Below are 21,383 nucleotides of genomic sequence, written 5' to 3'. Positions count from 1 at the left end.
TCATGGGCTCCACCGTCCGAACCGATACCGCACCGATCCTGATCGCGGACGATGACGATGCCGTGCGCGCGTCGCTGGCGCTGCTGCTGAAGCAGGCCGGCCACCGCACGCACGCCGTCGGCACGCCCGATGCGGCGATCGAGTGGCTGGCCCAGCACCCCTGCGCGCTGGTGCTGCAGGACATGAACTTCTCGCGTCGGACATCGGGCGACGAAGGCCTCGAGCTGCTGCGACGCATCCGGGAGACCCATCCCCTGCTGCCGGTGATCCTGATCACGGCGTGGGGATCGATTTCGCTGGCGGTGGCTGGCATGCGCCTCGGCGCCGCTGACTTCGTCACGAAACCCTGGACCAACCCGGCGCTGCTGCAGGCGGTGCACACCGCCCTGCGACTGGCGGGCACGGCCAACGGACACGATGTCGCGCCGATCACGCGAGAGGACCTCGACGCGAGTTACGACTTCGATGCGATCGTCAGCGCCGACGCGCGGATGCTCAAGCTGCTCCAGCTCGTCGGCCGGGTCGCCGCCACCGACGCATCGGTGTTGATCACGGGGGAAAGCGGCACCGGCAAGGAGCTCATCGCCGACGCGCTGCACCGCAACAGCCACCGGCGCAAGAAGCCGTTCGTCAAGGTGAATCTCGGCGGCATCTCGGCGTCCCTGTTCGAGAGCGAGATGTTCGGTCACGTGCGCGGCGCCTTCACCGATGCCAGGCACGACCGGCAGGGACGATTCGACCTGGCCGACGGCGGCACCATCTTTCTCGACGAGATTGGCGACCTCGACGCGTCATCGCAGGTCAAGTTGCTGCGCGTGCTCCAGGATCGGACATACGAGGTCCTCGGATCGAGCCAGCAGCGGACCGTCGACGTGCGCGTGGTCGCGGCGACCAACCGATCGCTGGCCGACATGGTGCGCCGTGGGGAATTCCGCGAGGACCTGCTGTACCGCATCAACCTGATTACCGTGCACCTGCCGGCACTGCGCGAGCGGCCAGGCGACATCCCGCTGCTCGCCCATCGCTTCGTGCAGGCATTGGCGCAGCACCAGGGTCGCGAGTCGCTCGTGATCAGCCCGGCCGCCGTCAAGTGGCTGCAGGCCCTTCCCTGGCCAGGCAACATCCGTCAGCTGAAGCAGTGGATTGAGCGTGCCGCGCTCGTGACCCCGGGCCAGGTGCTCGACGTCGACGACTTCCGCGCCACGTCCGAGATGGAAGGCGCCAGCCCGAGGACCGCCCACGACCCGCTGCCGCCGGTCGGCACCATGACGATGGAGGAGATCGAGCGCGCGATGATCCTGAAGTCGCTGCGACATCACGGCGGCAACGTCAGTCGCGTCGCAGATTCACTGGGCTTCAGCCGGGCTGCGCTGTATCGTCGACTGGAGAAATACGGAATCTCCGTGTGACCCGCCTTCGCCCCCGCGGGGCTTCGGCGCGGCAGGTACCATGGAGTCCTCCCACGTGACGCTGCGGCGCCTCTTCTACGCCTACCTGCTCGTGCTGCACGTCGTGATGGGCGTGCTGGCGTGGCGCCTCGCCAGGCAATCACCGTGGGGGCTGCTCGCGATCGAGGGCGGGCTCGTGCTCTCGACGATGGTCGGGGCCTGGCTGGTCGACCGCCTGCTGCGCGCCCATGCCCTCGTCCGCGAGAGTGCGCAGCTGCTCGAGGAGAGCGACTACACGACCCGCTTCCGGCCGACCGGCCAGGCCGAGATCGATCGGCTCATCGAAATCTACAACCGCATGGCCGACGCGCTGCGCGCCGAGCGGGTCCGCGTGCGCGAACAGCACCACTTCCTCCAGAGCCTGCTGGAGGTGTCGCCGTCGGGCGCCGTCATCCTGGATCACGACGAACGGGTCGACTTCCTCAACCCCGCCGCGGCGGCGCTGCTCGGACCCGACGTCCGTCCTGGTGTGCCCGCGGTAGGCCAGCACACGCCGCTCAGTGAAGTGATCCTCGCGCTCGCGCGCGCGTCGTCGGCGGTGGTCACCTTGCCCGGCGGGCGCAGGGCCAAGGCCAGTCGCGGCACGTTCATGGACCGGGGTTTCAGCCGCACGTTCCTGCTGATCGAGGAACTGACCGAGGAACTGCGGCAGGCGGAGAAGGCCGCCTACGAGAAGCTGATCCGCATGCTGTCGCACGAGGTGAACAACTCCGTGGCCGCGTCCAATTCGCTGCTCACGTCATGCCTCGTCTTCGCCGGGCAGCTGCCCGGCGAAAGCCGCGCCGACCTGGAAGGGGCGCTGCACGTGGTGATGAACCGCACCGCGCAGTTGGGCGCCTTCATGAAGGCGTTTGCCGACGTCGTCCGACTGCCCGAGCCGCGCCTTGGGCCGTGCGACCTGCGCGACCTGGTCAGCCACCTGGCGCGGCTGATGGCGGCCGAGGCCGAGAGGCGCCACGTCGCCATCGTCCTGGAACTCGTGCCGGTGCCCATCGTGCAGCTCGATCGGACGCTGATGGAACAGGCACTCGTCAACGTCCTCAAGAACGCGATCGAGGCGGCGGATCACGACGGCCAGGTGGTGATCCGGACGGGTGGCGATGGCCGCCAGACGTTCCTGCAGATCGAGGACAGCGGCCCGGGCCTCGCCCCGGAAGTACGCGCGCACCTGTTCACGCCCTTCTTCAGCACCAAGGAGTCCGGACAGGGCATCGGCCTGACGCTGGTTCAGGAGATTCTTACGCGTCATGGCTTCGCCTTCACGCTGGACGGCCCCGAGGGCGGCCCGACCCGTTTCACGATCTGGTTCTCGTAAGCCCGGCCGGGCGGCGCGGATGGTTGCGCACCGTGCCTCAGCTGCAGGTCTTGGACCCGGCCGATCAGGTGAGCCGCCCGACGCCGGCACGCCGTATCGTAGGGCACATGATCGTCGAGTACATCCGCTACAGCATCCCCGAGGACGGACGCGATGCGTTCGTCGACGCCTACGAGCGTGCGGCCCGTGCCCTGGCCGCGTCGCAGCATTGTCTGACTTACGAGCTCTCGTCGTGCGACGAAGATCCTTCGCAGTACGTGCTCCGCATCGAGTGGGATTCGAGCAAGGGGCACCTCGAGGGCTTTCGTCGCAGCGAGCACTTCAGGGCGTTCCTGCCGCACATCCAGCCTTACGTCAAGGCAATCGCCGAGATGCGGCACTACACGCCGACGCGCGTTGCGGGGGCCGGGGGTGGACACGCTTCCGGCTGACGAGTCGTCCACCTTCCACGCGGAGGAAGGAATCACGCAGCCACAGGAGTAGACTCCGCGTCGCCGATGCGCGGGCTGCCGCAGGATCTCTCGCCGTGAAACGCTGGCTCGATGTCGTGCGTATTCGCGTGGCCTGGATGCTGGCGTGCCTGTTGTGGAGCGGGACCTTCCTGTTCATCCGCATCGGTGTGTCCGACGTCGGCCCGTTCACCTTCGCTGCGGCACGGCTGGTTATCGCGCTGCTCGTGCTCGGGCCGCTGGTGGTCGCGCGCCGCGAGTGGGTCGCGTGGACCCGCGACGACGTGCGGGCAGTGATGGGCGCCGGACTGCTGCTCCTCGGCGCGAACTACGCGCTCGTCTACTGGGGCGCCCGCCACGTGCCTTCCGGATTGATGGCGATACTGCTCGCCACGACGCCCATCGTCGCGCTCGGCCTCGGGGCCGTGCTCGGCAAGGAGACGATCACGGCGCGCAAGGTCGCCGCCATGTCCCTGGGCTTCCTGGGTGTGGTGGCGATCGTCGGCACCGAGGCAACGGCGCCGGGTGCCGGCGGCCTGCACGGCGCGGCCGCGGTCCTCGCGAGTACGTGTTGCGTGGCCGGCGCCTATGTCTGGATGAAGGGACGTACAGGCCGTGTGCCGCCATTGTCGATGGCGACGCTACAGAGCGGCAGCGGCCTGATCGTGCTCGCCGGCCTGGCACTGATTCACGAAGGATCCCCGCTCGACGCGCGCTGGAGTGCGAGCGCGCTCGGCGCACTCGCTTATCTTGGCTGGGCCGGGTCGGTCGTCGCCTTCTGGCTGAATTACTGGCTGCTCGCGCGGATGGACACGTCGGCGATGCTGATGATGGGCGTGGCCGAAGTGCCGATCGCCGTATCCCTCGGGGCGGTGATCCTCGGGGAGCGGCTGCCTCCAGGCACATGGCTGGGGGCGGCCTGCATCGTCGCGAGCGTGTGGCTCGGTCCCCTGCAGCGTGTCAACTCGCCTGCAACGACAACACCTGCTCGACCGTCCAGCACAGACCCACCAACGCGATGACCAGCGATGCCCCTCAGCGTCGCGTCGTAAACGGCAGCAGCGCTCGCAGACGCGCGTCGCGCAGCCAGAGTCCGAGCCACAGCAGCGCCCCGACGTAGACGGGAAACAGCGCGTGGCTGAGCATCGGATTGCCGATGCGCACGTGCGTCGCCACGGCGCCGCCGAGGTATCCCGTCCAGAGGATCGCCCCAAGCACGGCGGTCTGCGGCACCAGGTACAGCGCGAGGCACATCAGTTCCAGGACGCCGAGCGGCAACAGCAGCGGTTCCGACCAGCCCAGCTGTGCCGCAGCTTCAGTCGCGGCCGCCACGCCGAGCACCTTCACCAGGGCATCGACGAGCAGGAAGAGCACGGGCAACGCCGTGACGACCACGCCGATGCGACGGGCGCGCGTCGTCACGCGAGGACGACGTTCGAGGACATCATCAGCGACGGCGACGGATCGGAGGATGTAGGACGAGAGCGTGGGGGTGCCGGCGGGTGTGATCTGGCTCATGTGCGTCTCCTGGGATGTACTGCCCATGAGACCAGCGGACGGGCGCGGAATCATCGGTCTGACGGGACACTGCTGCCACCCCGGCTGTTGCACGCCCGGGCGATGACTGCCGCCGGGCCCCCATGCGCGTCGACCTGACTTGTCCGCCGTAGCCTTGGCGAAGGTGGAAGGTCGACGCCTACGAGTCGAGCGATGACTTCCGCCGTGATCTCTCGTCTAATGTCAGGACTTCAGGAGGTGACAGTTGGCTCTCAAGACCGTGAATGCCTACCTCAATTTCGATGGTACGGCGTCGGACGCCATCGCGCTCTACGAGCGCGCGCTCGGTGCCAACGTGCAGTATCTGCAGCGCTTCGGCGAGATGCCAGGGAGCACGTTCACGGGCGATGACGCCAATCGCGTGATGCACGCGACGCTGGCGCTGGGCAGCGGGACCCTGATGATCAGCGACAGCATGCCGGGGGCGGCTCCCTCACGCGGCACGGCGATCCAGGTCTGCATCCAGTACGACGGCACCGACGACGTCGACCGGCATTTCGCCGCGATGTCGGAAGGCGCACAGGTCACGATGCCGCTCGAGAACACCTTCTGGGGCGCCCGGTTCGGCACACTCACCGACCGGTATGGCGTCAACTGGATGTTCAACGCCGAGTTGCCGAAGTGACAGCGGATGACTTCCGCGACCTGCTTCTGGACTTCGAGGGCGTCGTGGAAGGCGCCCACATGGGCCACCCGGACTTCCGGCTGCAGGGTCGCATCTTCGCAAGCCTGATGGCCGACGGCTTACGGGCCAACGTGAAGCTCGCGCCAGAGGAGCAGGCGGCCTTCGTGGACGAAGCGCCAGTCACGTTCACTCCAGCGGCCGGCGCCTGGGGCCGCCAGGGCTGGACGGCGATCCAGTTACCCGCCGCGAAAGACTCGGCAGTACGCGGAGCCTGCGTCCTCGCGTGGCAGGCGGCGCTGGCCGCCCCGCCACGCAAGCCCCCGCGTCGCCGCACGTCAAGCGCCAGGCGTTGACCGGCCATCGGCATTCGGCCCTCGGCATCAGGCATCAGGCATTAAGCGTTAAGCGTTAAGCGTTACTCTGTCGCCCTATGCACCCGCATCGGTACTTCGATCCGGATCCCGCCACCCGCGCGATCGCCACCGACCTCTATGCCCGCGTCGAGTCGCTGCCGCTGGTGTGCCCGCACGGCCACGTCGATCCGAAGATGCTCGCGACCAACGAGCCGTTCCCCGATCCGGCGACCCTGCTGGTCATCCCCGATCACTACGTGACGCGGATGCTCTACTCGCAGGGCGTGCGGCTCGAGCAGTTGGGCATACCCTCACGTGACGGCACGCCCGTCGAGACCGACCCACGCAAGGTCTGGCAGCTCTTCGCCGACCACTACCCGCTCTATCGCGGCACGCCGACCGGCGCATGGCTGCAGGACGAATTCGAAGGCGTGTTCGGCATCACCGAGAGGCTGTCTGGCGCCAACGCGATGGCGATCTACGACCACCTCGAAGCCTGCCTGGCCAGGCCGGAGTTCCTGCCGCGGGCGCTGTACGAGCGGTTCAACATCGCGGTGCTGTGCACCACGGACGCAGCCGGCGACACCCTGGAGCACCACCAGGCCATGCGGGCCGAGGGCTGGGGCAACGTCAGGCCGACGTTCCGGCCCGACATGGCGGTGACGCTGTCGCACCCGTCGTGGCATGCCGAGATCGACCGCATCGGCGCAGCCACTGGGGAGTCGATGGCGACCTACGCCTCGTTCATCAGGGGGCTCGAGGCCAGGCGCGCCTTCTTCAAGTCGATGGGCGCGACGGCCACCGACCATGCCGTGCTCGTTCCCCGCACCGAGCGGCTCGCCGACGCTGACGCCGCGGCGACGTATGCGCGGGCACTGGCCGGGACGGCCACGGCCGAGGACGCCGATCGCTTCGCCGCACACATGCTGATGGAGCTGGCGCGCATGAGCGTGGACGACGGCCTCGTGATGCAATTGCATCCGGGCAGTTTCCGCAACCACAACACACGGATCTTCGACCGCTTCGGCGCCGACCGGGGCTGCGACATCCCGATCGCCACCGAGTACACGCGCAACCTCCATCCGCTGCTCAACGCCTACGGCAACGAGCCGGGCTTCACGCTCGTGCTGTTCACCCTGGACGAGACCACCTACAGCCGTGAGCTGGCGCCCCTGGCCGGTCACTACCCCGCCGTCGTCCTCGGCCCGCCCTGGTGGTTCCACGACAGCATCGAGGGCATGCTGCGGTTCCGCCACATGGCCACCGAGACCGCCGGCTTCTACAACACGGCGGGGTTCAACGACGACACGCGTGCGTTCCCCTCGATCCCGGCACGACACGACGTGGCCAGGCGGGTCGACGCGACCTTCCTGGCGCGACTGGTCACCCGTCATATCCTCGACGAGGCCGACGCGCACGAGATCGTGGTCGATCTGAGTGCGAGGCTGGTGCGCAAGGTCTACCGGCTGGGGGAGTAACGGCCTACGCGGCCCCGGATGCCGCCGACTGAGCCATGACGGCCGCCGGTGTGCTATCTGTTAGGGATGGCCCCGACGCGCAAGGACCCCGGATTGGCCGCCGTCCTCAGCCTGGTCGTACCGGGGGTGGGCCAGATCTACAACGGCGACTTCCTGCGCGGGATCTTCTGGCTCATCGTGACGCCGGGGTTCTGGATAGGCACGGGCGGCCTGTTCGGATGGGTCTGTCACGTCCTCGCCGCCTGGACGGCCCATCGCCGTGCCCATTGGCACAATCACCGGTTGCCGCTCGGACTGCCGGTCTCGTGATCCCTGATCGCCCATGCTCCTGACGCCGCGCGCCGCGCTTCCCGTCCTCTTGCTGTGCGTCGCCCTGGGCTGCGCGAGAGAGACCACGACTGCCACGATGACCGCTGCCCCGCTCGCGCCAGACGTCCACTCCTTTGCCAGGCCCGCGGAGGCGCGGGTCACGCACGTCGCGCTGGAGCTGCAGGCCGACTTCACGGCCCACAGGCTCGGCGGTCGGGCGACGTTGACCTTCGTCCGTCGCCCCGATGTGCGCCAACTCGTGCTCGACACGAGGGGCCTCGAGATCCGGCAGGTGCAGGACGAGCGTCAGCAGCCCCTCACCTTCCGGCTCGAACCACCCGTCGAACACCTCGGGCAAGCGCTGGTGATCGCACTGCCAGCCAGTGGCGACCGCGTCGTGGTGGAGTACCGCACCAGCCCAGAGGCCGCCGCGCTGCAGTGGCTGACGCCGGCGCAGACGGCCGGGCGCATTCATCCGTACCTCTATTCACAGGGCGAGGCGATCCTGACCCGCACGTGGATCCCGACGCAGGACAGTCCGGCGATCCGGCAGACCTACGAGGCGTCCATCACCGTTCCGCGTCCACTGTCCGTCGTCATGTCGGCGGAGATGACGACACCGAACGGCACCGATGCCGGCAACGGCCTGCGTGCCTACAAGTTCAAGATGGACCAGCCGGTGCCGCCTTACCTGATTGCGATCGCAGCCGGGGACATCGCCTTCAAATCGCTCGGTCCACGCACCGGTGTCTACACCGAGCCGACGATGATCGAGCGCTCGGCGCATGAGCTCGAGGACCTCGAGAAGATGGTCGCGGCCGCCGAGACGCTGGGCGGTCCCTATCGCTGGGGACGCTACGACGTGCTCGTGCTGCCGCCGTCGTTCCCGTTCGGCGGAATGGAGAACCCGCGGCTGACGTTTGCCACGCCGACGATTCTGGCCGGAGACAAGTCGCTCGTCTCGCTGCTGGCGCACGAACTCGCGCATTCGTGGTCGGGCAACCTCGTCACCAACGCCACGTGGGGTGACTTCTGGCTGAACGAGGGCTTCACGACCTACTTCGAGAATCGGATCATGGAGGCGCTGTACGGCAAGGACCGCGCCCTCATGCTCGCGTCACTCGGGCGCAACGAGCTGATGCGCGAGATGGCGGACCTGCCGCCCGCAGACACGAAGCTCTCGCTCGACCTGAAAGGACGCGACCCGGACATCGGCATGAACGCGGTGGCGTACGAGAAGGGGGCGGCGCTCGTCCGGACGATCGAGCAGGCGGTGGGCCGGGATCGTTTCGACCCATGGTTGCGCGGGTACTTCAACCGGCACGCGTTCACGTCGATCACGACGCAGGAGTTCGTTGCCGACCTGCAGCAGGAACTGATTCGAGGAGACACGTCCCTGCGCGATGCGTTGAACCTGCCGGCGTGGCTCGATCAGCCCGGACTGCCACCCAACGCAGCGCCCGTGCAGTCGCCGGCGTTCGCGCCGGTCGAGGGCGAGGCGCGGCGCTTCGCCCAGGGCGCCACCGCATCCTCGCTCGTGGTGTCGGGATGGACGCCGCAGCAATGGCAGCACCTGCTCGAACAGTTGCGCACGGTGACCCTCACACCGGCGCAATTGCGCGATCTCGACGCCACGTTCCGCCTCAGCGCGTCCGGCAACAGCGAGATCCTGTTTGCCTGGCTCAGGGTAGCCGTGGCGCGCCAGTACGCCCCTGCCGTGCCCGCGCTCGAGCGCTTCCTCACCGCGCAGGGGCGTCGCAAGTTCCTGCGCCCCCTGTACGAAGACCTCATGCAGACTCCGTGGGGCCAGCCCATCGCTCGGCGTGTGTATGCCGCCGCGCGCAGTTCCTACCACGCCGTGTCGACCCAGACGATCGACACGATCGTGAAATGACCATCGGCCTTCGGCAATCGGCCTTCGGCCTTCGACGCGCGCTCCCAGTCCCCGGCGTTCAGGGTTCGGTGTTCGGCGTTCGTCAGCCGTGTTCGCCCGTCGGCGTTCGTCACAGGTCCTCATGAAGGTCGCGACCTGGAATGTCAACGGTATCCGCGCCCGCGGCGGGCAGGTCGAGCAATGGCTCGACGCCGAGCGGCCGGACGTGATGTGCCTGCAGGAGATCAAGGCATCGCACGAACAGGTGCCGATGACGCTGGCGGCGCGTGACGACTACTGGACCTGCTGGCACGGATCGGGTGGGTACTCTGGCGTGGCGCTGCTGGTCCATCGCGATCTCGCCGGCGCCGAGTGTGCCGCCGCGCACCCGGCATTCGACTTCGAGTACCGGGTGGCCAGCGTGACGCGGGGCGATCTCGAAGTCCTGACCGTGTATGTGCCCAATGGCGGCAAGGACCTGCCAGGGAAGATGCAGTTCCTCGAGGCGCTCGGCAACCACGTGGCCGAGGCGCACCGCGATGGCCGGCGGCTCCTGGTGTGCGGCGACCTGAACGTGGCGTTGACCGACCTCGACCTGCATCCGAAGGAACGCAAGGCCAACGCGATCGGGCAGCGGCCGGACGAGCGCGCGCTGCTGCAGCGTGTGATCGACCTCGGACTCACCGACGTGCAGCGGACGCTGCATCCCGGCGAGGAAGGGCTGTTCACCTGGTGGGCGCCCTGGCGCAACCTTCGCCAGCGCAACGTCGGCTGGCGCATCGACTACGTGCTCGCCACCGCGTCGCTCGGGGCCACCGCGACGCGCGCCGAGTGCCAGCGCGAGTTCGGCACGAGCGACCACGCGCCGCTGGTCGTCGAGTTCGCCTGAGGGCCTGTCCATGCGCGTCGAGCCGGGAGCCGCCCTCGCTGACGGCCTTCGTCAAGTGGCTTCGACGTTCGGCCGTGGGCCTTCGGGATCTCGGGACTGGGAACTCGGGATTCCGGTTGACGTAGCGGTCGACCTTGGTCGACCGTCGCCGCAGCAGGCGGGGAGCGTCGAGCAAGCTCGACGCCTACACATCTACGAGGATGCGCCTGGGCCGCGAGGTCAGGTAAGCCCGCTTCTCCTTGGTTCGCCGACGCGCGGAGCGCGAGGGTGGCCCTGCGCGGCCCAACGGGATGCGACTCAAGACGCGACCTTCGGTCCCACGCTCCAAGCAGCCGTCGTCGGTCGACCTGAAGGTCGACGGCTACATCCTGAGACTTGAGACTTGAGACTTGAGACCGGACTTGAGACCTGAGCCTGAGACCTGAGCCCTGAGCCCTGAGGCCGTGGTCACAGCGCCGGCCGGCGGGCGTGGAAATCCGTGGCTTCCTGGAACCGGTGCGCGACGGCGAGAATCAGGTCGTCGTTGTAGAGGCCGCCGACGATCGTCGCGCAGACGGGCTGGGGCTGGAGCACTGGCGGTGGCGGATCGTTCGGCACGCGCGCCCCGGACGGCCGTGACGGCGGCACACCAAAGGCGTACGGGAACACCACACAGGGGTGTCCGGTCTGCGCATTGGCGGACACGTCGGCCGATGGCCCGCCGATGAACATGTCCAGGTCGCGCATGAAGTCCCCCCACTGGCGCACGAGCACCTGGCGGCGGCGCTGGACCTGCAGGACGTCGAACGCCCTCGGCACCCTGCCGTTCACGAAGCGCGGGTTCCAGTCCGCGGGAGCCATCGGGTTGTCGGCCGACGCCTGCGGTGTCGGCACCGGCGTCGGTGGCAGCGCTGCCAGGTCGAGGCCGGTCTCCTTCGCCTTGCGCTGCACGTAGGCGTCCATGGCCGCAGCGGACTCGACGCCGAGATTGCCGCCGCCAACGCCGGGCACCGACGGGCGTGGGCCGATCTCGCGCGGCGCCAGGCCGAGCGCACGCAACTTCTCCACCAGTTCCTTCGGCGCATCCGGATCGACGCCGACGCGGAGCCGCGTGAGATCGACGCGGCGGTCGAAGCGGAACGGCGTCGTCACCGTCGACGGGTCTTTCTCGTCGACGCCGTGCAGCACACTGAAGACCATCGCGCAGTCCTCGGCAGTGCGGCACATCGGCCCGACGCGGTCGTGCGACCAGGCCAGCACCATGCCGCCGAATCGACTGACACGGCCAAACGTCGGCCGCAGCGCAGTGATGCCGCAGCGGATCGCCGGTGACACGATCGATCCTTGCGTCTCCGTGCCAATCGCGAACGCGACACAGCCGGCGGCGACCGCCGAAGACGGTCCCGCTGACGACCCGCTCGACCCTTGCGACAGGTTCCACGGATTGTTGGTGCGGCCGCCGAACCATTGATCGTTCTGCGCGAAGATGCCTGTCGACAGCTTCGCGACCAGGACCGCGCCGGCGTCCCGAAGGCGCACGACGATCTCCGCGTCCTCGTCGATGACCCGATCCTTGAAGTCGGGCACGCCCCAGGTGGTGCGAATGCCCCGGGTCGAGAAGAGGTCCTTGAGGCCGTACGGCACGCCGTGCAGTGGCCCTCGATAGCGGCCGGCGGCGATCTCCGTATCGGCCTTGCGTGCCTCGGCGAGCGCCTGCGTCTCGAGCAGCGTCACGACGCAGTTCAGCGTCGGGTTGAGGCGTTGCAGGCGCGCGAGGTAGATCTCCGTGAGCCGTGTGGAGGTGAGCTTGCGCGCGCGCAGCAGTGCGGAGAGGCGATGCGCAGGAAGAAACGCGAGGTCCTCGTCCTCGGCCGGCATCGTTCCGCTCCACGCGGGCGGCACGTGCGGTGCGCGTGCGAAGGCGGCAACGCCGCGCTCACGCACCAAACGTTCGAGCAGTGCGCCGGTTCCACCGGGCCACGGCTGGAACTGGCTCGCGAGTGGCTCGCCATTGCCGAGCGCGAGCGGAGCGGGCGCGGGTGTGGCCGGTAGTGGTGGGGCCCCCGCCGCTGGCGTCGCAGGCGTCTGCGCACCCACGGCATCTGCCTTGCCGAAGTACGTGGCTCCGGCAGCGGACAGGACGGCCATCGTGAACGAGCGGCGATCAACGGTCATTGGTCATTCGTGGTTGGTCATTGGTCGTTCGGCCTGCGTCATTCGGCCCTCGGCCTTCGACATTCCCCAGCATTCCGGCATTTCGGATTACTGGCCGCGCGTGATGCCGAGCGGCCTGCGTTCGGCGTCTCTGAGTCCCACCAGCAGCGACGTGCCGTCGGTGGCCGCACGCATCTCGCCGTACCGCGCTGGCTGGTACGTGGCGGCGAGCCCCTCCTGGAAGTAGAAGGCATCGACACCGACCTGCAGGCGGCCCTTGCGAATCCGATAGGTCAGCCTGTGCTCACCAGTCGTGAGTGGCTCGCCCAGATCGCGGCGGCGAAATTGCGCGACACCTTCGTCATCGGTGGCGACGATCAGCGAACCGTCGCTGGGCCACGAGCCGTCGTGCGGCCACTGGCGTGCGATGGCGTAGTCGAGGCGCATGTAGTCGCCCTGTACCAGGGACCGCGGATCCACCGGCGCGAGCTCGAGCAGCAACGTCTCGCCGGACGCGAGGAGGCGTTCCTTCTTCGACACCTCCCATGCGATGAGCCCAATCGATGCGATCAGGCCGACGACGATCAGGACTCGCCGGATCACGCGGAAACCTCGGCGGCGCGAGCCCGGAAGAACGCGGCGGCCGCCAGGCAGACGGCGCCGCTGGCGACGAGCACGGCCGACTTCTGCAGGAGCGACAGGGCCAGGCTGTAGTAGTAGATCCCGAGGAACCCGCCCAGGAACAGCGCGGCGAGGCCAACAAGCCCGCTGCGCCGGCGATCGAAGCCGAGCATGACGAGGAGAAGCGCGCCCGATACCGCTGGCGTCGACAGCGTGAGCCCACCGATGGCAATGGCTCCACCGATGGCCACCGCAGCTGCTGGATCGGTCGGTGCCGCACCATGATCACGTGCGACCTGCACCGCCAGCCACACCAGCAGCATCACGAACACGAACGTCAATGGCCACGCCCTGGGCAGCAGCAACTGGATGAATGCCGGTGAGATGCCGGCCGAGCCGGTCACCGCGTCGATGATGGCCTGCAGCGCGAGCAGCCCGCAAGCAGCCGTGGCACAGGCCCACGCCACCGGATCGAGATGGCGATGGAGTGCCTGCAGGTCCGGTGAGGTGCGCCAGATCAGCACCGGCATGCACGCCGTCGTCGCGGTCACCAGCCCCATCGCGTAGGGTAGCCGCTTGTCGAAGGCCACGATCAGGATCGCGGTGACGATGGCGAGCGTCGCGCCGAACCTGTAGACGCCGTCGTCGAAGAGAGCGATGAGTACCGCCGAAGAGATAATGGTCGCCGCCGCCGCCAGCGTCATCGATTCGGAGAGCGCGCCCAGGCCGCCGACCAGGAGCAACTGACCCGTGAGCACGCTCACGAGCGCCGACTGCCGCTGCAGTTCGCTTCGCGCGGCGGTGCGAAGCGCAACGCCGGCAGGCATCAGTGCCAGGCCCAGCAACAGCGCGACGGCATCGATGCGCTGCCCGATCGCAAGCCCCACGAGTCCGAGCACGGTGCCCAGCAGGAACCACGCACCAACCCAGGCCCCTCCCCCGATGAGCACGCGCAGGTACCACGGCAAATGGTCCTGCGCTGCACCATGGAGCGCTGCGCTCGCGCGTTCGTGTGCGTCGGCTGGCACCAGGTCCTTGTCGATGGCTTCGGCCAGTACGCTGCGAATCGAGACGACAGGCATCATGCCGTGTCCTCCCGACCACGCTGCCGCAGCCACGAGACCACGAGCGTCACTTCCAGGATGATCACGCCGGTCATCATGAACATGCCCAGGATGCCGAGGTCGAGCCGGACGATGAACAGGCGTCCCATGACCGTCGTGAGCAGCGTCATCACGGTACCGGCGGCGGCGGTCAGCATGAAGGTGTCGGGCCGCACGAGACGATAGAACAGGCCGGTGGCCACGACGACGAACGTGAGCGCCACGACGGACACGGGACCGAGCGGGCTGCGCCAGTCAGGCGAGATGACGATGGCGAGGCTGGGCCCGAGCAGCAGGGCGAGCGCCGTGACCAGCAGCACGCGAGCCCCCCACTGGTCACGGAGCCAGGGCTCATGACGCAGAAACTGTGCTTCCCAAGCCATCACGCCGAGCACGTGCACCGCGACCACGCCGAGGACGAGCGTCAGCTCCCAGTGGCCACCCTGACGGACCTGCGCCAGGTACAGGACATGGGCGGTATCGATCAGGCCGACGACCAGGAGCCAGAGCGGCGTGAAACAGGCGGCGACGGCCCACGGCAGGATCAGCAGCGCCCACGTCGCAAACAGGCCCCAGGGGTCCGCACCTGTCTGGTAGGTCTGCCCGTACACGGCAAGGAGGGCACCGAGGAGCACCGCCGCGGCCGACAGCAGCACGCGCGACAGCAGCGTCTCCGGCCGCCGCAATGCGGCCGCTGCGCATGCGCTCATCGCCGCCGCGAGGCCCATCTTGGCGAAGCGCCCGAGCGTGGCCCAGTTGAACGCGAAGAACGAGATCACACCGGAGAGCACCAGGCCTGCGCCGAGCAGCAGCAGCGCGGAAGCCAGGAAACCCCGCCATTCGGCCTTGCTCGGCGTGCGCGATGCCATCGCCCTCACCTGGCCGCGCGCGGCATCCGGGACGCCAATCGCGTCGAGCACGAAGTCGATGTGCGCAGGCGTCGCGGCGCGATCGAGCGGGTCAGGAGCGGATGAGGTCACGGATGAGCGGTTCAGTATAGAGTGGCGCCGACTTCTACCCCGTCACAAGAGGTGTGGACCGTGGACCGACGTGACTTCCTGCGAACGACGATGCTGGCAAGCGCGGGCATGACGCTGGCGCCGCGGGCGACACAGGCGGCCGATGCACGCATCGACGTCCTGCTCGACGAGCCCATCGCCCGCATCGATCCCAACGTGTACGGCCACTTCGTCGAACACCTCGGTGGCGTGGTCTACGACGGCATCTGGGTCGGCGAGCAGTCGCGCATCGCCAACACCGCCGGCATCCGGCAGGCGCTCGTGGATCGCATGCGGCGGCTGCCGAAGGGTGTGATCCGGTGGCCCGGAGGCTGCTTCGCCGACAGCTACGACTGGCGCGACGGCGTCGGTCCGCGCGAGGCACGGCCACGGCGGACCAACTTCTGGGCCGACGGCATGGGTCAGCGTCCGGACGGTCCGTGGAAGTACGACACCAACCAGTTCGGCACGAACGAATTCGTGCGGTTCGTGCGCCTGTGCGAGGCCAATCCCTACCTCGCGGCGAACCTGCGCAGCCTGCCCGCGCGCGACTTCTACCAGTGGGTCGAGTACTGCAACTCGCCCGCCGGATCGACGACGCTTGCCGACCTGCGCGGCAAGGGCGGCAGCGCCGAGCCCCTGCGGGTGCGGTTCTGGGGCGTCGGCAACGAAAGCTGGGGGTGCGGCGGCAACCTGACAGCCGAAGAGTATGCGGTGGAGTACCGCAAGTTCACGGCGTGGGTGCCCCGCTTCGGACAGGAGCTGTCGTTCATCGGATCCGGCCCCAACGGCGGCGACCTGGGCTGGACGCGTGGCTTCTTCTCCAACCTGACGGCCAAGGGTGAGGGCGCGCTCGCCAGCATGTGGGGTTGGGGGCTGCACCACTACTCGTGGAACGTCAGCCGCGGCGCCACTACCGACTGGGACGCCGGCAAGGGCGACGCGCTCGTCTACACAGCCGACGAATGGTACGAGATGCTGGCGCAGGCCAACCAGATGGAATCGCTCATCACCGGACATTGGGCCGTCATGGGCGAGATCGACCGTCGTCATCGCGTCAAGCTGGTGGTGGACGAGTGGGGCACGTGGCACAAGCCCGGATCCGAGGTGCATCCCTCCCACCACCTCGGCCAGCAGTCCAGCATCCGCGACGCGCTGGTCGCCGGCCTCACGCTCGATACGTTCCATCGCCATGCCGACAAGGTGGCGATGGCCAACATCGCGCAGCTCGTGAACTGCCTGCAGTCGCTGTTCCTCACAGACGGCGACAAGTTCATCACCACGCCCACGTACCACATCTTCGAGATGTACGCGCCGCACGCTGGCGCGCAGGCCGTGCGCACCCAGTTCGGGGCTCCGTCGGTCACCTACGACCGCGTGCGGGAAAAGGCCACCGTCCTCGGGCTGGCCGGGTCGGCATCGGTGAGCGACCGGACACTCACGCTCACGGTCGTCAACACGCACGTCACCGAGGCGTGCGACGCGACGATTGCCGTGCGTGGCGGGCGCGCCACCGCCGCGCAGGCCGTCACGCTGAGGGCCACGAACATCCATGCGCACAACACCTTCGATCGTCCGTCGGAGGTCGTACCCGGCGCCTCGGCGGCGCTGACAGCTGGCAGCGGGGGCACCCTGACGCACCGCTTCCCACCGGCGTCGGTCACGAGGGTCACTGTCACGTTGGGCTGACGGCCGGCCACTACCGGGCATGACTCCGTTCGCCGTGTTGTTCGCGGCCCTCTCGCTCTGCATGTCGATGCCGGCCTCGACGACCAACGATGAGCCCGACGTCCGGCGCGCCATCATCTGCGCGTGGGCCGACGACGCGACCGGCCCCACGCCTGCGCACCGCCCAAACAGGTCAGGCCCGCTTCCAGAGAGGTAGGGCCGAGTAAGCGCGCGGCCCTGGCCCGGAAGTCCCTTGGCTGGACGAAAGCGTAGCTCAAGCGTAACGTGCGCACATCCAACCAAGGAGTGTGTGCATGTTTGCTCGCGCAGGATTTTCCATCCTCGCCATCGCCGGTGCCTTTGCGCTGACGATCGGTACGGCATCGACGGCCCAGGCCCAAGCCCAGAGCCCGATGGTCGGGAACTGGACGTTCAACGCCGCCAAATCGACCTCGGGGGCGCCGCTGCCGAAAAAGCGCGATCTCGCGATCACGCAAAAGGGCGCCGACGTCACCGTTGCCATTGACGAGGTCGCGGCCGATGGCACCGCGACCAAGTGGGAATTCACGACCAAGGGCGATGGCAAGCCGGTGCCGGTAACGGGCTGGGCCGCCCTCGATACCGCGACCAGCACGCTCACCGGACGCACCGGGAAGACCATCTACAGCAAGGGCGGAAAGCCGGTGATGGAGAGCAACACCGAAGTCTCGGCAGACGGCAAGGTGCTTGTCGTCAAGGGCAACCGGCCTGGCCCCGACGGCAAGCCGCTGCCCTATTCGAGCACCTACGACAAGAAGTAATCAGAAGCGCAGCGTTGTCGGCGTCACCGTAATTTGAAATTTGAAATTGACGCCGTCCGGATGGGCCGGGCTCGGAGAGCCGGCCCTACCTTCCCGATTCCGATCCGCGATTTCCCGATCCGCGATCCGCGGTCCTGCCCTTGTGGTCCTGTGTTCCTGTGGTCCTGTGATCCTGCGATGTGGCACCATCCGGGCCATGCGCGTCCTCGTCGCTTACGCCGTCCTCGTGACCGGCCTCGTGGCGCTGCCCTTCGCGCAGCGTACGCCGGCCCGGCAGGCAACGACCGCCGCCGCGCGCCCCCCCAACGTGATCCTCATCCACGCCGACGATCTCGGCTGGGGTGACCTCTCCTCCTACGGGCAGCAGAAGTTCCGCACGCCCAACATCGATCGCCTGGCCGCGGAGGGCACGCGGTTCACGCAGTACTACTCCGGAAGCACCGTCTGTGCGCCGTCGCGGGCTGCCTTGATGACCGGCATGCACACGGGGCACGGCCGGATCCGGGGCAATGGCGAACTGCCTCTCGAAGACAGCGACGTCACGATGGCCGAGGTCTTTCGGGCACGTGGTTATCGCACGGCACTCGTCGGCAAGTGGGGGCTCGGATTCGAGGGCACGCCGGGATTGCCGGAGCGACAGGGCTTCGACGAGACGTTCGGCTATCTCACCCATCAGCAGCCCCATCGCCAGTACACCGATCGGCTCTGGAAGAATGGCGCGTGGATCGAGGTCTCCCCGACTCGCGATTTCACGAGCGACCTGTTCACGCAGGCCGCGGTCGACTTCATCGACCGCACCGCGAACGCACCGTTCTTGCTGTATCTCGCGTACCCGCTGCCCCACGCCGAATTGCGCCCACCCGAGGACGCCATCGCGCCGTTCCGGGGCCGCTTTCCGGAGACGCCGTACGTCAATGCCAAGGCCGACGCCACCATGCCAGTGCCGCCGTACACAACGAGTGGCGGCTACCGATCGCAGCCCACGCCGCACGCGGCCTTTGCCGGCATGGTCACGCGCATGGACCAGGGCGTCGGACGCGTGCTCGACGCGCTCGGTCAGCGCGGGCTCGATCGGAACACCATCGTCATCTTCACGAGCGACAACGGGCCGCACAGGGAAGGCGGCGCCGATCCCGACTTCTTCGACAGCAACGGCCCGCTCCGCGGCATCAAGCGTGACCTCTACGAGGGCGGCATCCGGGTCCCGATGCTGGTGCGCTGGCCGGGCACGGTACCCGCCGGGCGCGTCAATGACACGGTGTGGGCGCATTGGGACATGCTGCCCACGCTGGCCGCGCTGGTCGGCGCCAATACGCCGCCGGGACTCGATGGCGTGTCGATGCGCGAGGCGCTGCTGTCCACGACGACGGCGGCCGGTCCAGAGCGGACGCTGTACTGGGAGTTCCACGAGGGCGGCTACAAGCGCGCCGCGCGCCGCGGCAAGTGGAAGGCCGTCTGGCTCGACCCGGCGCAGCCCATCGAGCTCTACGATCTCGACAGCGACGTCGGCGAGACACACGATCTCGCCACAACCCAACCGACGATCGTGAAGCAGTTCGAGGCCTTCTTCGCCACCGCGCGGACACCGTCGGAACGATGGCCTGGGAAGTAACGCCTAACGCTTAGCGCTTAACGCCTCACGTGATGCCTCATGCCTCATGCCTGAGACCTGAGACCTGAGACCTGAGACCTGAGACGTACGGCTGCAGGCCGCAGGCGGCAGGCCGTAGGCGAGGCGAAAAGGTGCCGCCCCGCCGTACAATGGCGGCACCGCATCTTCCCAGGAGGCAGGCATGGCGTGGTCCCGGCGTCAGTTCATGCAGTCGACGGCAGCAGCCGCATCCGGCCTGGTGGTCGCCCGCGGTCGCGAGGCGGGGGCCATGCCATTTGACGCAGCCGCGTGGCCCGGCGGCGTGCCGCCGATACGGCTGGACAGCAACGAGAACGCGGCGGGACCGTGTGTCGAGGCGCGCTGGGCCATCGGCGGGGCCATGAAGCAGTCTCACGTCTACCCCTTCCGGTTCGAGGGTATGCTCGCCTCGGCGATCGCCAAACACCAAGGCGTCACGCCCGAGAACGTGCTCGTCGGGTGCGGGTCGTCCGAGATCCTGCTCAACGCGGTGCTGGCGTTCACCGACGCGCGTCGCGGCTTGCTCGCTCCGGTGCCGACGTTCGAGGAGCCGGCACGCCGGGCGCGGCAGTTGCAGCGGCCCGTCTACGACGTGCCGGTGCGTGCGGACCTGCAGGTGGACCTCGATGCGATGGCCCGCCACGTGCCGGATGCGGGACTGATCTTTCTCTGCAACCCGAACAACCCGACCAGCGTGGCATTGCCGCTCGACCAGGTACGGGCCTTTGTGGCCGACGCCCTGAAGCGATCGCCCGACATCGTCGTCCTGCTCGACGAGGCCTACATCGAGTATGCGGACGGGGCCGGCGTCGCCACGGCGCTGCCGATTGCCCTCTCGTCGCCGCGCGTCGTCGTCAGCCGCACGTTCTCGAAGATGTACGGCATGGCCGGCTTGCGGGTCGGCTACGCGATGGGTCAGCCGGCAGTGCTCGAACGCCTCGCCGCGTGGAGCCTGCCGATGAGCGTCAACACGATCGGCCTGCATGGCGCCATCGCCGCCCTCCGCGTCAAGGACCTCGAAGCACGCGAGCGTGCCCGCAACGCCGAAGCCCGCGCATTCACGGTCAAGCGACTCGAGGCCCTTGGCACCAGGGTACCGGTCTCGCACGCCAACTTCGTCATGGCCGACATCGGTCGGGACACGGTAGCGTTCGCGGCCGCATGCCGTGCCCGTGGGGTCGCGGTCGGGCGGCCGTTCCCGCCGCTGAACACACATTCGCGCATTTCCATCGGCACCGCCGAGGAGATGCAGCGCGCATGCGACGTGTTCGAACAGGTGCTCAAGTCCTGAGCGTGGCGTGGCGTCGCTCCTCGCTGGCTGGCCTGTTCCTCGCGCTCGCCATCGGGACACCGGCCGGAATCGCGCAAAAGACGACGGACGCGCCGCCACTCCCGATCAGGGATGCCTGGGCAGTGGTCCGCCGTTACGCCGCTCCTGAAGCGCGGCAGGCCGTCGCCGTCGACGCGACACATTTCTACGCGATCGACAATCGCCGCATCGGCAAGTACGAGAAGGCGTCCGGCACGAAGGTCGGCGCATGGCAGGGCCCCGAAGGCGGCCCGTTCATCCACCTGAACAGCGGCGTGGCGATCGACGGCCGTCTGTACTGTGCCCATTCCAACTATCCGGGCGTCCCGATGGTCAGCTCGATCGAGGTGTGGGACACAGGCACGCTCCGGCACGTGCAGAGCATTCCCGTTGGCACCGGCCGCGGCTCGGCGACATGGATCGACCGCCGTGACAATGCGTGGTGGGTGATGTACGCGCACTATCCCGCGCCGAACGGCGAGCCCGGCAAGGGTCCCGAGTACTCGGTGCTGGTCCGCTACGACCCCGAGTGGCGCGAAACCGGAGCGTGGGCATTTCCCAAGACGGTGGTGGCGCGCTGGGACGGCATGAGCAGTTCGGGAGGCGTGTGGACTCCCGATGGCCGACTCCTCACCGCGGGGCATCACGCGCCAGAACTGCACGTCCTGCGGTTGCCCGCGGCAGGCGCCACCCTCGTCCTCGAGGCGATCGTGCCAGTCGAGAGCGAGGGGCAGGGCATCGCGCTCGACCCCTCGGATCCGACACGGTTCTGGTCCATCCAGCGCAGGACCGCCAAGGTCCTGGTCTCGGCGATGCGCTGAGGCG

Annotated in this window: 20 protein-coding genes; 15 read left to right on the top strand and 5 right to left on the bottom strand. The window is 68.2% G+C overall.

The features are described from left to right. The first annotated feature begins 2 nt into the window (after positions 1-2). The 4 genes from LuPra_RS01665 (at position 3) to LuPra_RS01650 (ending at position 4,234) form a co-directional block, all read left to right on the top strand. Positions 3-1,409 (top strand): sigma-54-dependent transcriptional regulator, encoded by a 1,407-nt coding sequence (locus tag LuPra_RS01665; protein ID WP_110169153.1) that lies wholly within the window; start codon positions 3-5, stop codon positions 1,407-1,409. 55 nt (positions 1,410-1,464) lie between these two features. Further along, positions 1,465-2,763 carry a sensor histidine kinase gene (locus tag LuPra_RS01660; RefSeq protein ID WP_162271275.1) on the top strand — a complete coding sequence of 433 codons (1,299 nt, stop codon included), beginning with the start codon at positions 1,465-1,467 and terminating at the stop codon, positions 2,761-2,763. A gap of 32 nt (positions 2,764-2,795) precedes the next feature. Then, positions 2,796-3,194, top strand: a complete 399-nt coding sequence (locus LuPra_RS01655) for a putative quinol monooxygenase (protein ID WP_234800674.1) — start codon at positions 2,796-2,798, stop codon at positions 3,192-3,194. A gap of 95 nt (positions 3,195-3,289) precedes the next feature. Next, a complete protein-coding gene (locus LuPra_RS01650) occupies positions 3,290-4,234 on the top strand; it encodes a DMT family transporter (RefSeq protein WP_110169151.1) in 945 nt (314 codons plus the stop codon). Between the two features lie 13 nt (positions 4,235-4,247). Here the strand turns inward: LuPra_RS01650 and LuPra_RS01645 are convergent, their stop codons facing one another. Then, positions 4,248-4,730, bottom strand: coding sequence for a DoxX family protein (locus LuPra_RS01645; protein ID WP_110169150.1), 483 nt, complete (start codon positions 4,728-4,730; stop codon positions 4,248-4,250). 244 nt (positions 4,731-4,974) lie between these two features. Here LuPra_RS01645 and LuPra_RS01640 point away from each other — a divergent pair, with 244 nt between their 5' ends. The 6 genes from LuPra_RS01640 to LuPra_RS01615 all read left to right on the top strand — a co-directional run bounded on the left by LuPra_RS01640 (position 4,975) and on the right by LuPra_RS01615 (position 10,296). Beyond that, positions 4,975-5,394, top strand: a complete 420-nt coding sequence (locus tag LuPra_RS01640; protein WP_110169149.1) for a VOC family protein — start codon at positions 4,975-4,977, stop codon at positions 5,392-5,394. Further along, positions 5,391-5,747, top strand: a complete 357-nt coding sequence (locus tag LuPra_RS01635; protein ID WP_234800673.1) for an MmcQ/YjbR family DNA-binding protein — start codon at positions 5,391-5,393, stop codon at positions 5,745-5,747. Before LuPra_RS01640 ends, LuPra_RS01635 begins: the two co-directional genes overlap by 4 nt. Before the next feature lie 77 nt (positions 5,748-5,824). After that, positions 5,825-7,225, top strand: coding sequence for a glucuronate isomerase (gene uxaC, locus LuPra_RS01630; protein ID WP_110169148.1), 1,401 nt, complete (start codon positions 5,825-5,827; stop codon positions 7,223-7,225). Positions 7,226-7,291: 66 nt separating this feature from the next. Continuing rightward, on the top strand, positions 7,292-7,534 hold the full coding sequence (locus LuPra_RS01625; RefSeq protein WP_110169147.1) for a DUF5683 domain-containing protein: 243 nt from the start codon (positions 7,292-7,294) through the stop codon (positions 7,532-7,534). A gap of 97 nt (positions 7,535-7,631) precedes the next feature. Then, entirely contained in the window at positions 7,632-9,428 is a 1,797-nt protein-coding gene (locus tag LuPra_RS01620; protein ID WP_234800672.1) for a M1 family metallopeptidase, read from the top strand. A gap of 121 nt (positions 9,429-9,549) precedes the next feature. Beyond that, positions 9,550-10,296, top strand: coding sequence for an exodeoxyribonuclease III (locus LuPra_RS01615; RefSeq protein ID WP_110169145.1), 747 nt, complete (start codon positions 9,550-9,552; stop codon positions 10,294-10,296). 447 nt (positions 10,297-10,743) lie between these two features. On the opposite strand, the gene LuPra_RS01610 is transcribed toward LuPra_RS01615, so the two are convergent. The 4 genes from LuPra_RS01610 to LuPra_RS01595 form a co-directional block, all read right to left on the bottom strand. Continuing rightward, the gene (locus tag LuPra_RS01610) at positions 10,744-12,450 is read right to left on the bottom strand and encodes an amidase (protein WP_110169144.1); all 1,707 of its coding nucleotides are present in this window, start codon (positions 12,448-12,450) and stop codon (positions 10,744-10,746) included. Between the two features lie 87 nt (positions 12,451-12,537). Further along, the gene (locus tag LuPra_RS01605; protein WP_110169143.1) at positions 12,538-13,032 is read right to left on the bottom strand and encodes a GDYXXLXY domain-containing protein; all 495 of its coding nucleotides are present in this window, start codon (positions 13,030-13,032) and stop codon (positions 12,538-12,540) included. Beyond that, on the bottom strand, positions 13,029-14,135 hold the full coding sequence (locus LuPra_RS01600) for a DUF4401 domain-containing protein (protein ID WP_110169142.1): 1,107 nt from the start codon (positions 14,133-14,135) through the stop codon (positions 13,029-13,031). Before LuPra_RS01600 ends, LuPra_RS01605 begins: the two co-directional genes overlap by 4 nt. After that, positions 14,132-15,133 carry a DUF2157 domain-containing protein gene (locus tag LuPra_RS01595; RefSeq protein ID WP_110169141.1) on the bottom strand — a complete coding sequence of 334 codons (1,002 nt, stop codon included), beginning with the start codon at positions 15,131-15,133 and terminating at the stop codon, positions 14,132-14,134. The genes LuPra_RS01600 and LuPra_RS01595 overlap by 4 nt, the downstream gene beginning before the upstream one ends. A gap of 60 nt (positions 15,134-15,193) precedes the next feature. Here LuPra_RS01595 and LuPra_RS01590 point away from each other — a divergent pair, with 60 nt between their 5' ends. From LuPra_RS01590 to LuPra_RS01570, 5 genes are all read left to right on the top strand, one after another. Beyond that, positions 15,194-16,840, top strand: a complete 1,647-nt coding sequence (locus LuPra_RS01590; protein ID WP_234800671.1) for an alpha-N-arabinofuranosidase — start codon at positions 15,194-15,196, stop codon at positions 16,838-16,840. A 293-nt stretch (positions 16,841-17,133) separates the two neighbouring features. Next, positions 17,134-17,619: a hypothetical protein gene (locus tag LuPra_RS01585; RefSeq protein ID WP_110169140.1), complete on the top strand. Its 486-nt coding sequence runs from the start codon at positions 17,134-17,136 to the stop codon at positions 17,617-17,619. Between the two features lie 196 nt (positions 17,620-17,815). Next, the gene (locus LuPra_RS01580; RefSeq protein WP_157898625.1) at positions 17,816-19,231 is read left to right on the top strand and encodes an arylsulfatase; all 1,416 of its coding nucleotides are present in this window, start codon (positions 17,816-17,818) and stop codon (positions 19,229-19,231) included. A 181-nt stretch (positions 19,232-19,412) separates the two neighbouring features. Continuing rightward, on the top strand, positions 19,413-20,540 hold the full coding sequence (locus tag LuPra_RS01575) for a pyridoxal phosphate-dependent aminotransferase (RefSeq protein ID WP_110169138.1): 1,128 nt from the start codon (positions 19,413-19,415) through the stop codon (positions 20,538-20,540). 2 nt (positions 20,541-20,542) lie between these two features. Continuing rightward, positions 20,543-21,379 carry a hypothetical protein gene (locus LuPra_RS01570; RefSeq protein WP_110169137.1) on the top strand — a complete coding sequence of 279 codons (837 nt, stop codon included), beginning with the start codon at positions 20,543-20,545 and terminating at the stop codon, positions 21,377-21,379. The last annotated feature ends 4 nt before the right edge of the window (positions 21,380-21,383 follow it).

The sequence above is a fragment of the Luteitalea pratensis genome, from assembly GCF_001618865.1.
In the GTDB taxonomy this organism is placed as follows: domain Bacteria; phylum Acidobacteriota; class Vicinamibacteria; order Vicinamibacterales; family Vicinamibacteraceae; genus Luteitalea; species Luteitalea pratensis.
Note: the sequence above shows the minus strand (reverse complement) of the source record. Positions and strands in the feature narration are given on the sequence as shown.

Coding starts and splice junctions, on each gene's coding strand:
- LuPra_RS01665 (WP_110169153.1), top strand. CDS start 3: ATGGGCTCCACCGTCCGAACCGATACCGCACCGATCCTGATCGCGGAC.
- LuPra_RS01645 (WP_110169150.1), bottom strand. CDS start 4,730: ATGAGCCAGATCACACCCGCCGGCACCCCCACGCTCTCGTCCTACATC.
- uxaC (WP_110169148.1), top strand. CDS start 5,825: ATGCACCCGCATCGGTACTTCGATCCGGATCCCGCCACCCGCGCGATC.
- LuPra_RS01625 (WP_110169147.1), top strand. CDS start 7,292: ATGGCCCCGACGCGCAAGGACCCCGGATTGGCCGCCGTCCTCAGCCTG.
- LuPra_RS01620 (WP_234800672.1), top strand. CDS start 7,632: ATGACCGCTGCCCCGCTCGCGCCAGACGTCCACTCCTTTGCCAGGCCC.
- LuPra_RS01615 (WP_110169145.1), top strand. CDS start 9,550: ATGAAGGTCGCGACCTGGAATGTCAACGGTATCCGCGCCCGCGGCGGG.
- LuPra_RS01610 (WP_110169144.1), bottom strand. CDS start 12,450: ATGACCGTTGATCGCCGCTCGTTCACGATGGCCGTCCTGTCCGCTGCC.
- LuPra_RS01600 (WP_110169142.1), bottom strand. CDS start 14,135: ATGATGCCTGTCGTCTCGATTCGCAGCGTACTGGCCGAAGCCATCGAC.
- LuPra_RS01585 (WP_110169140.1), top strand. CDS start 17,134: ATGTTTGCTCGCGCAGGATTTTCCATCCTCGCCATCGCCGGTGCCTTT.
- LuPra_RS01580 (WP_157898625.1), top strand. CDS start 17,816: ATGCGCGTCCTCGTCGCTTACGCCGTCCTCGTGACCGGCCTCGTGGCG.
- LuPra_RS01575 (WP_110169138.1), top strand. CDS start 19,413: ATGGCGTGGTCCCGGCGTCAGTTCATGCAGTCGACGGCAGCAGCCGCA.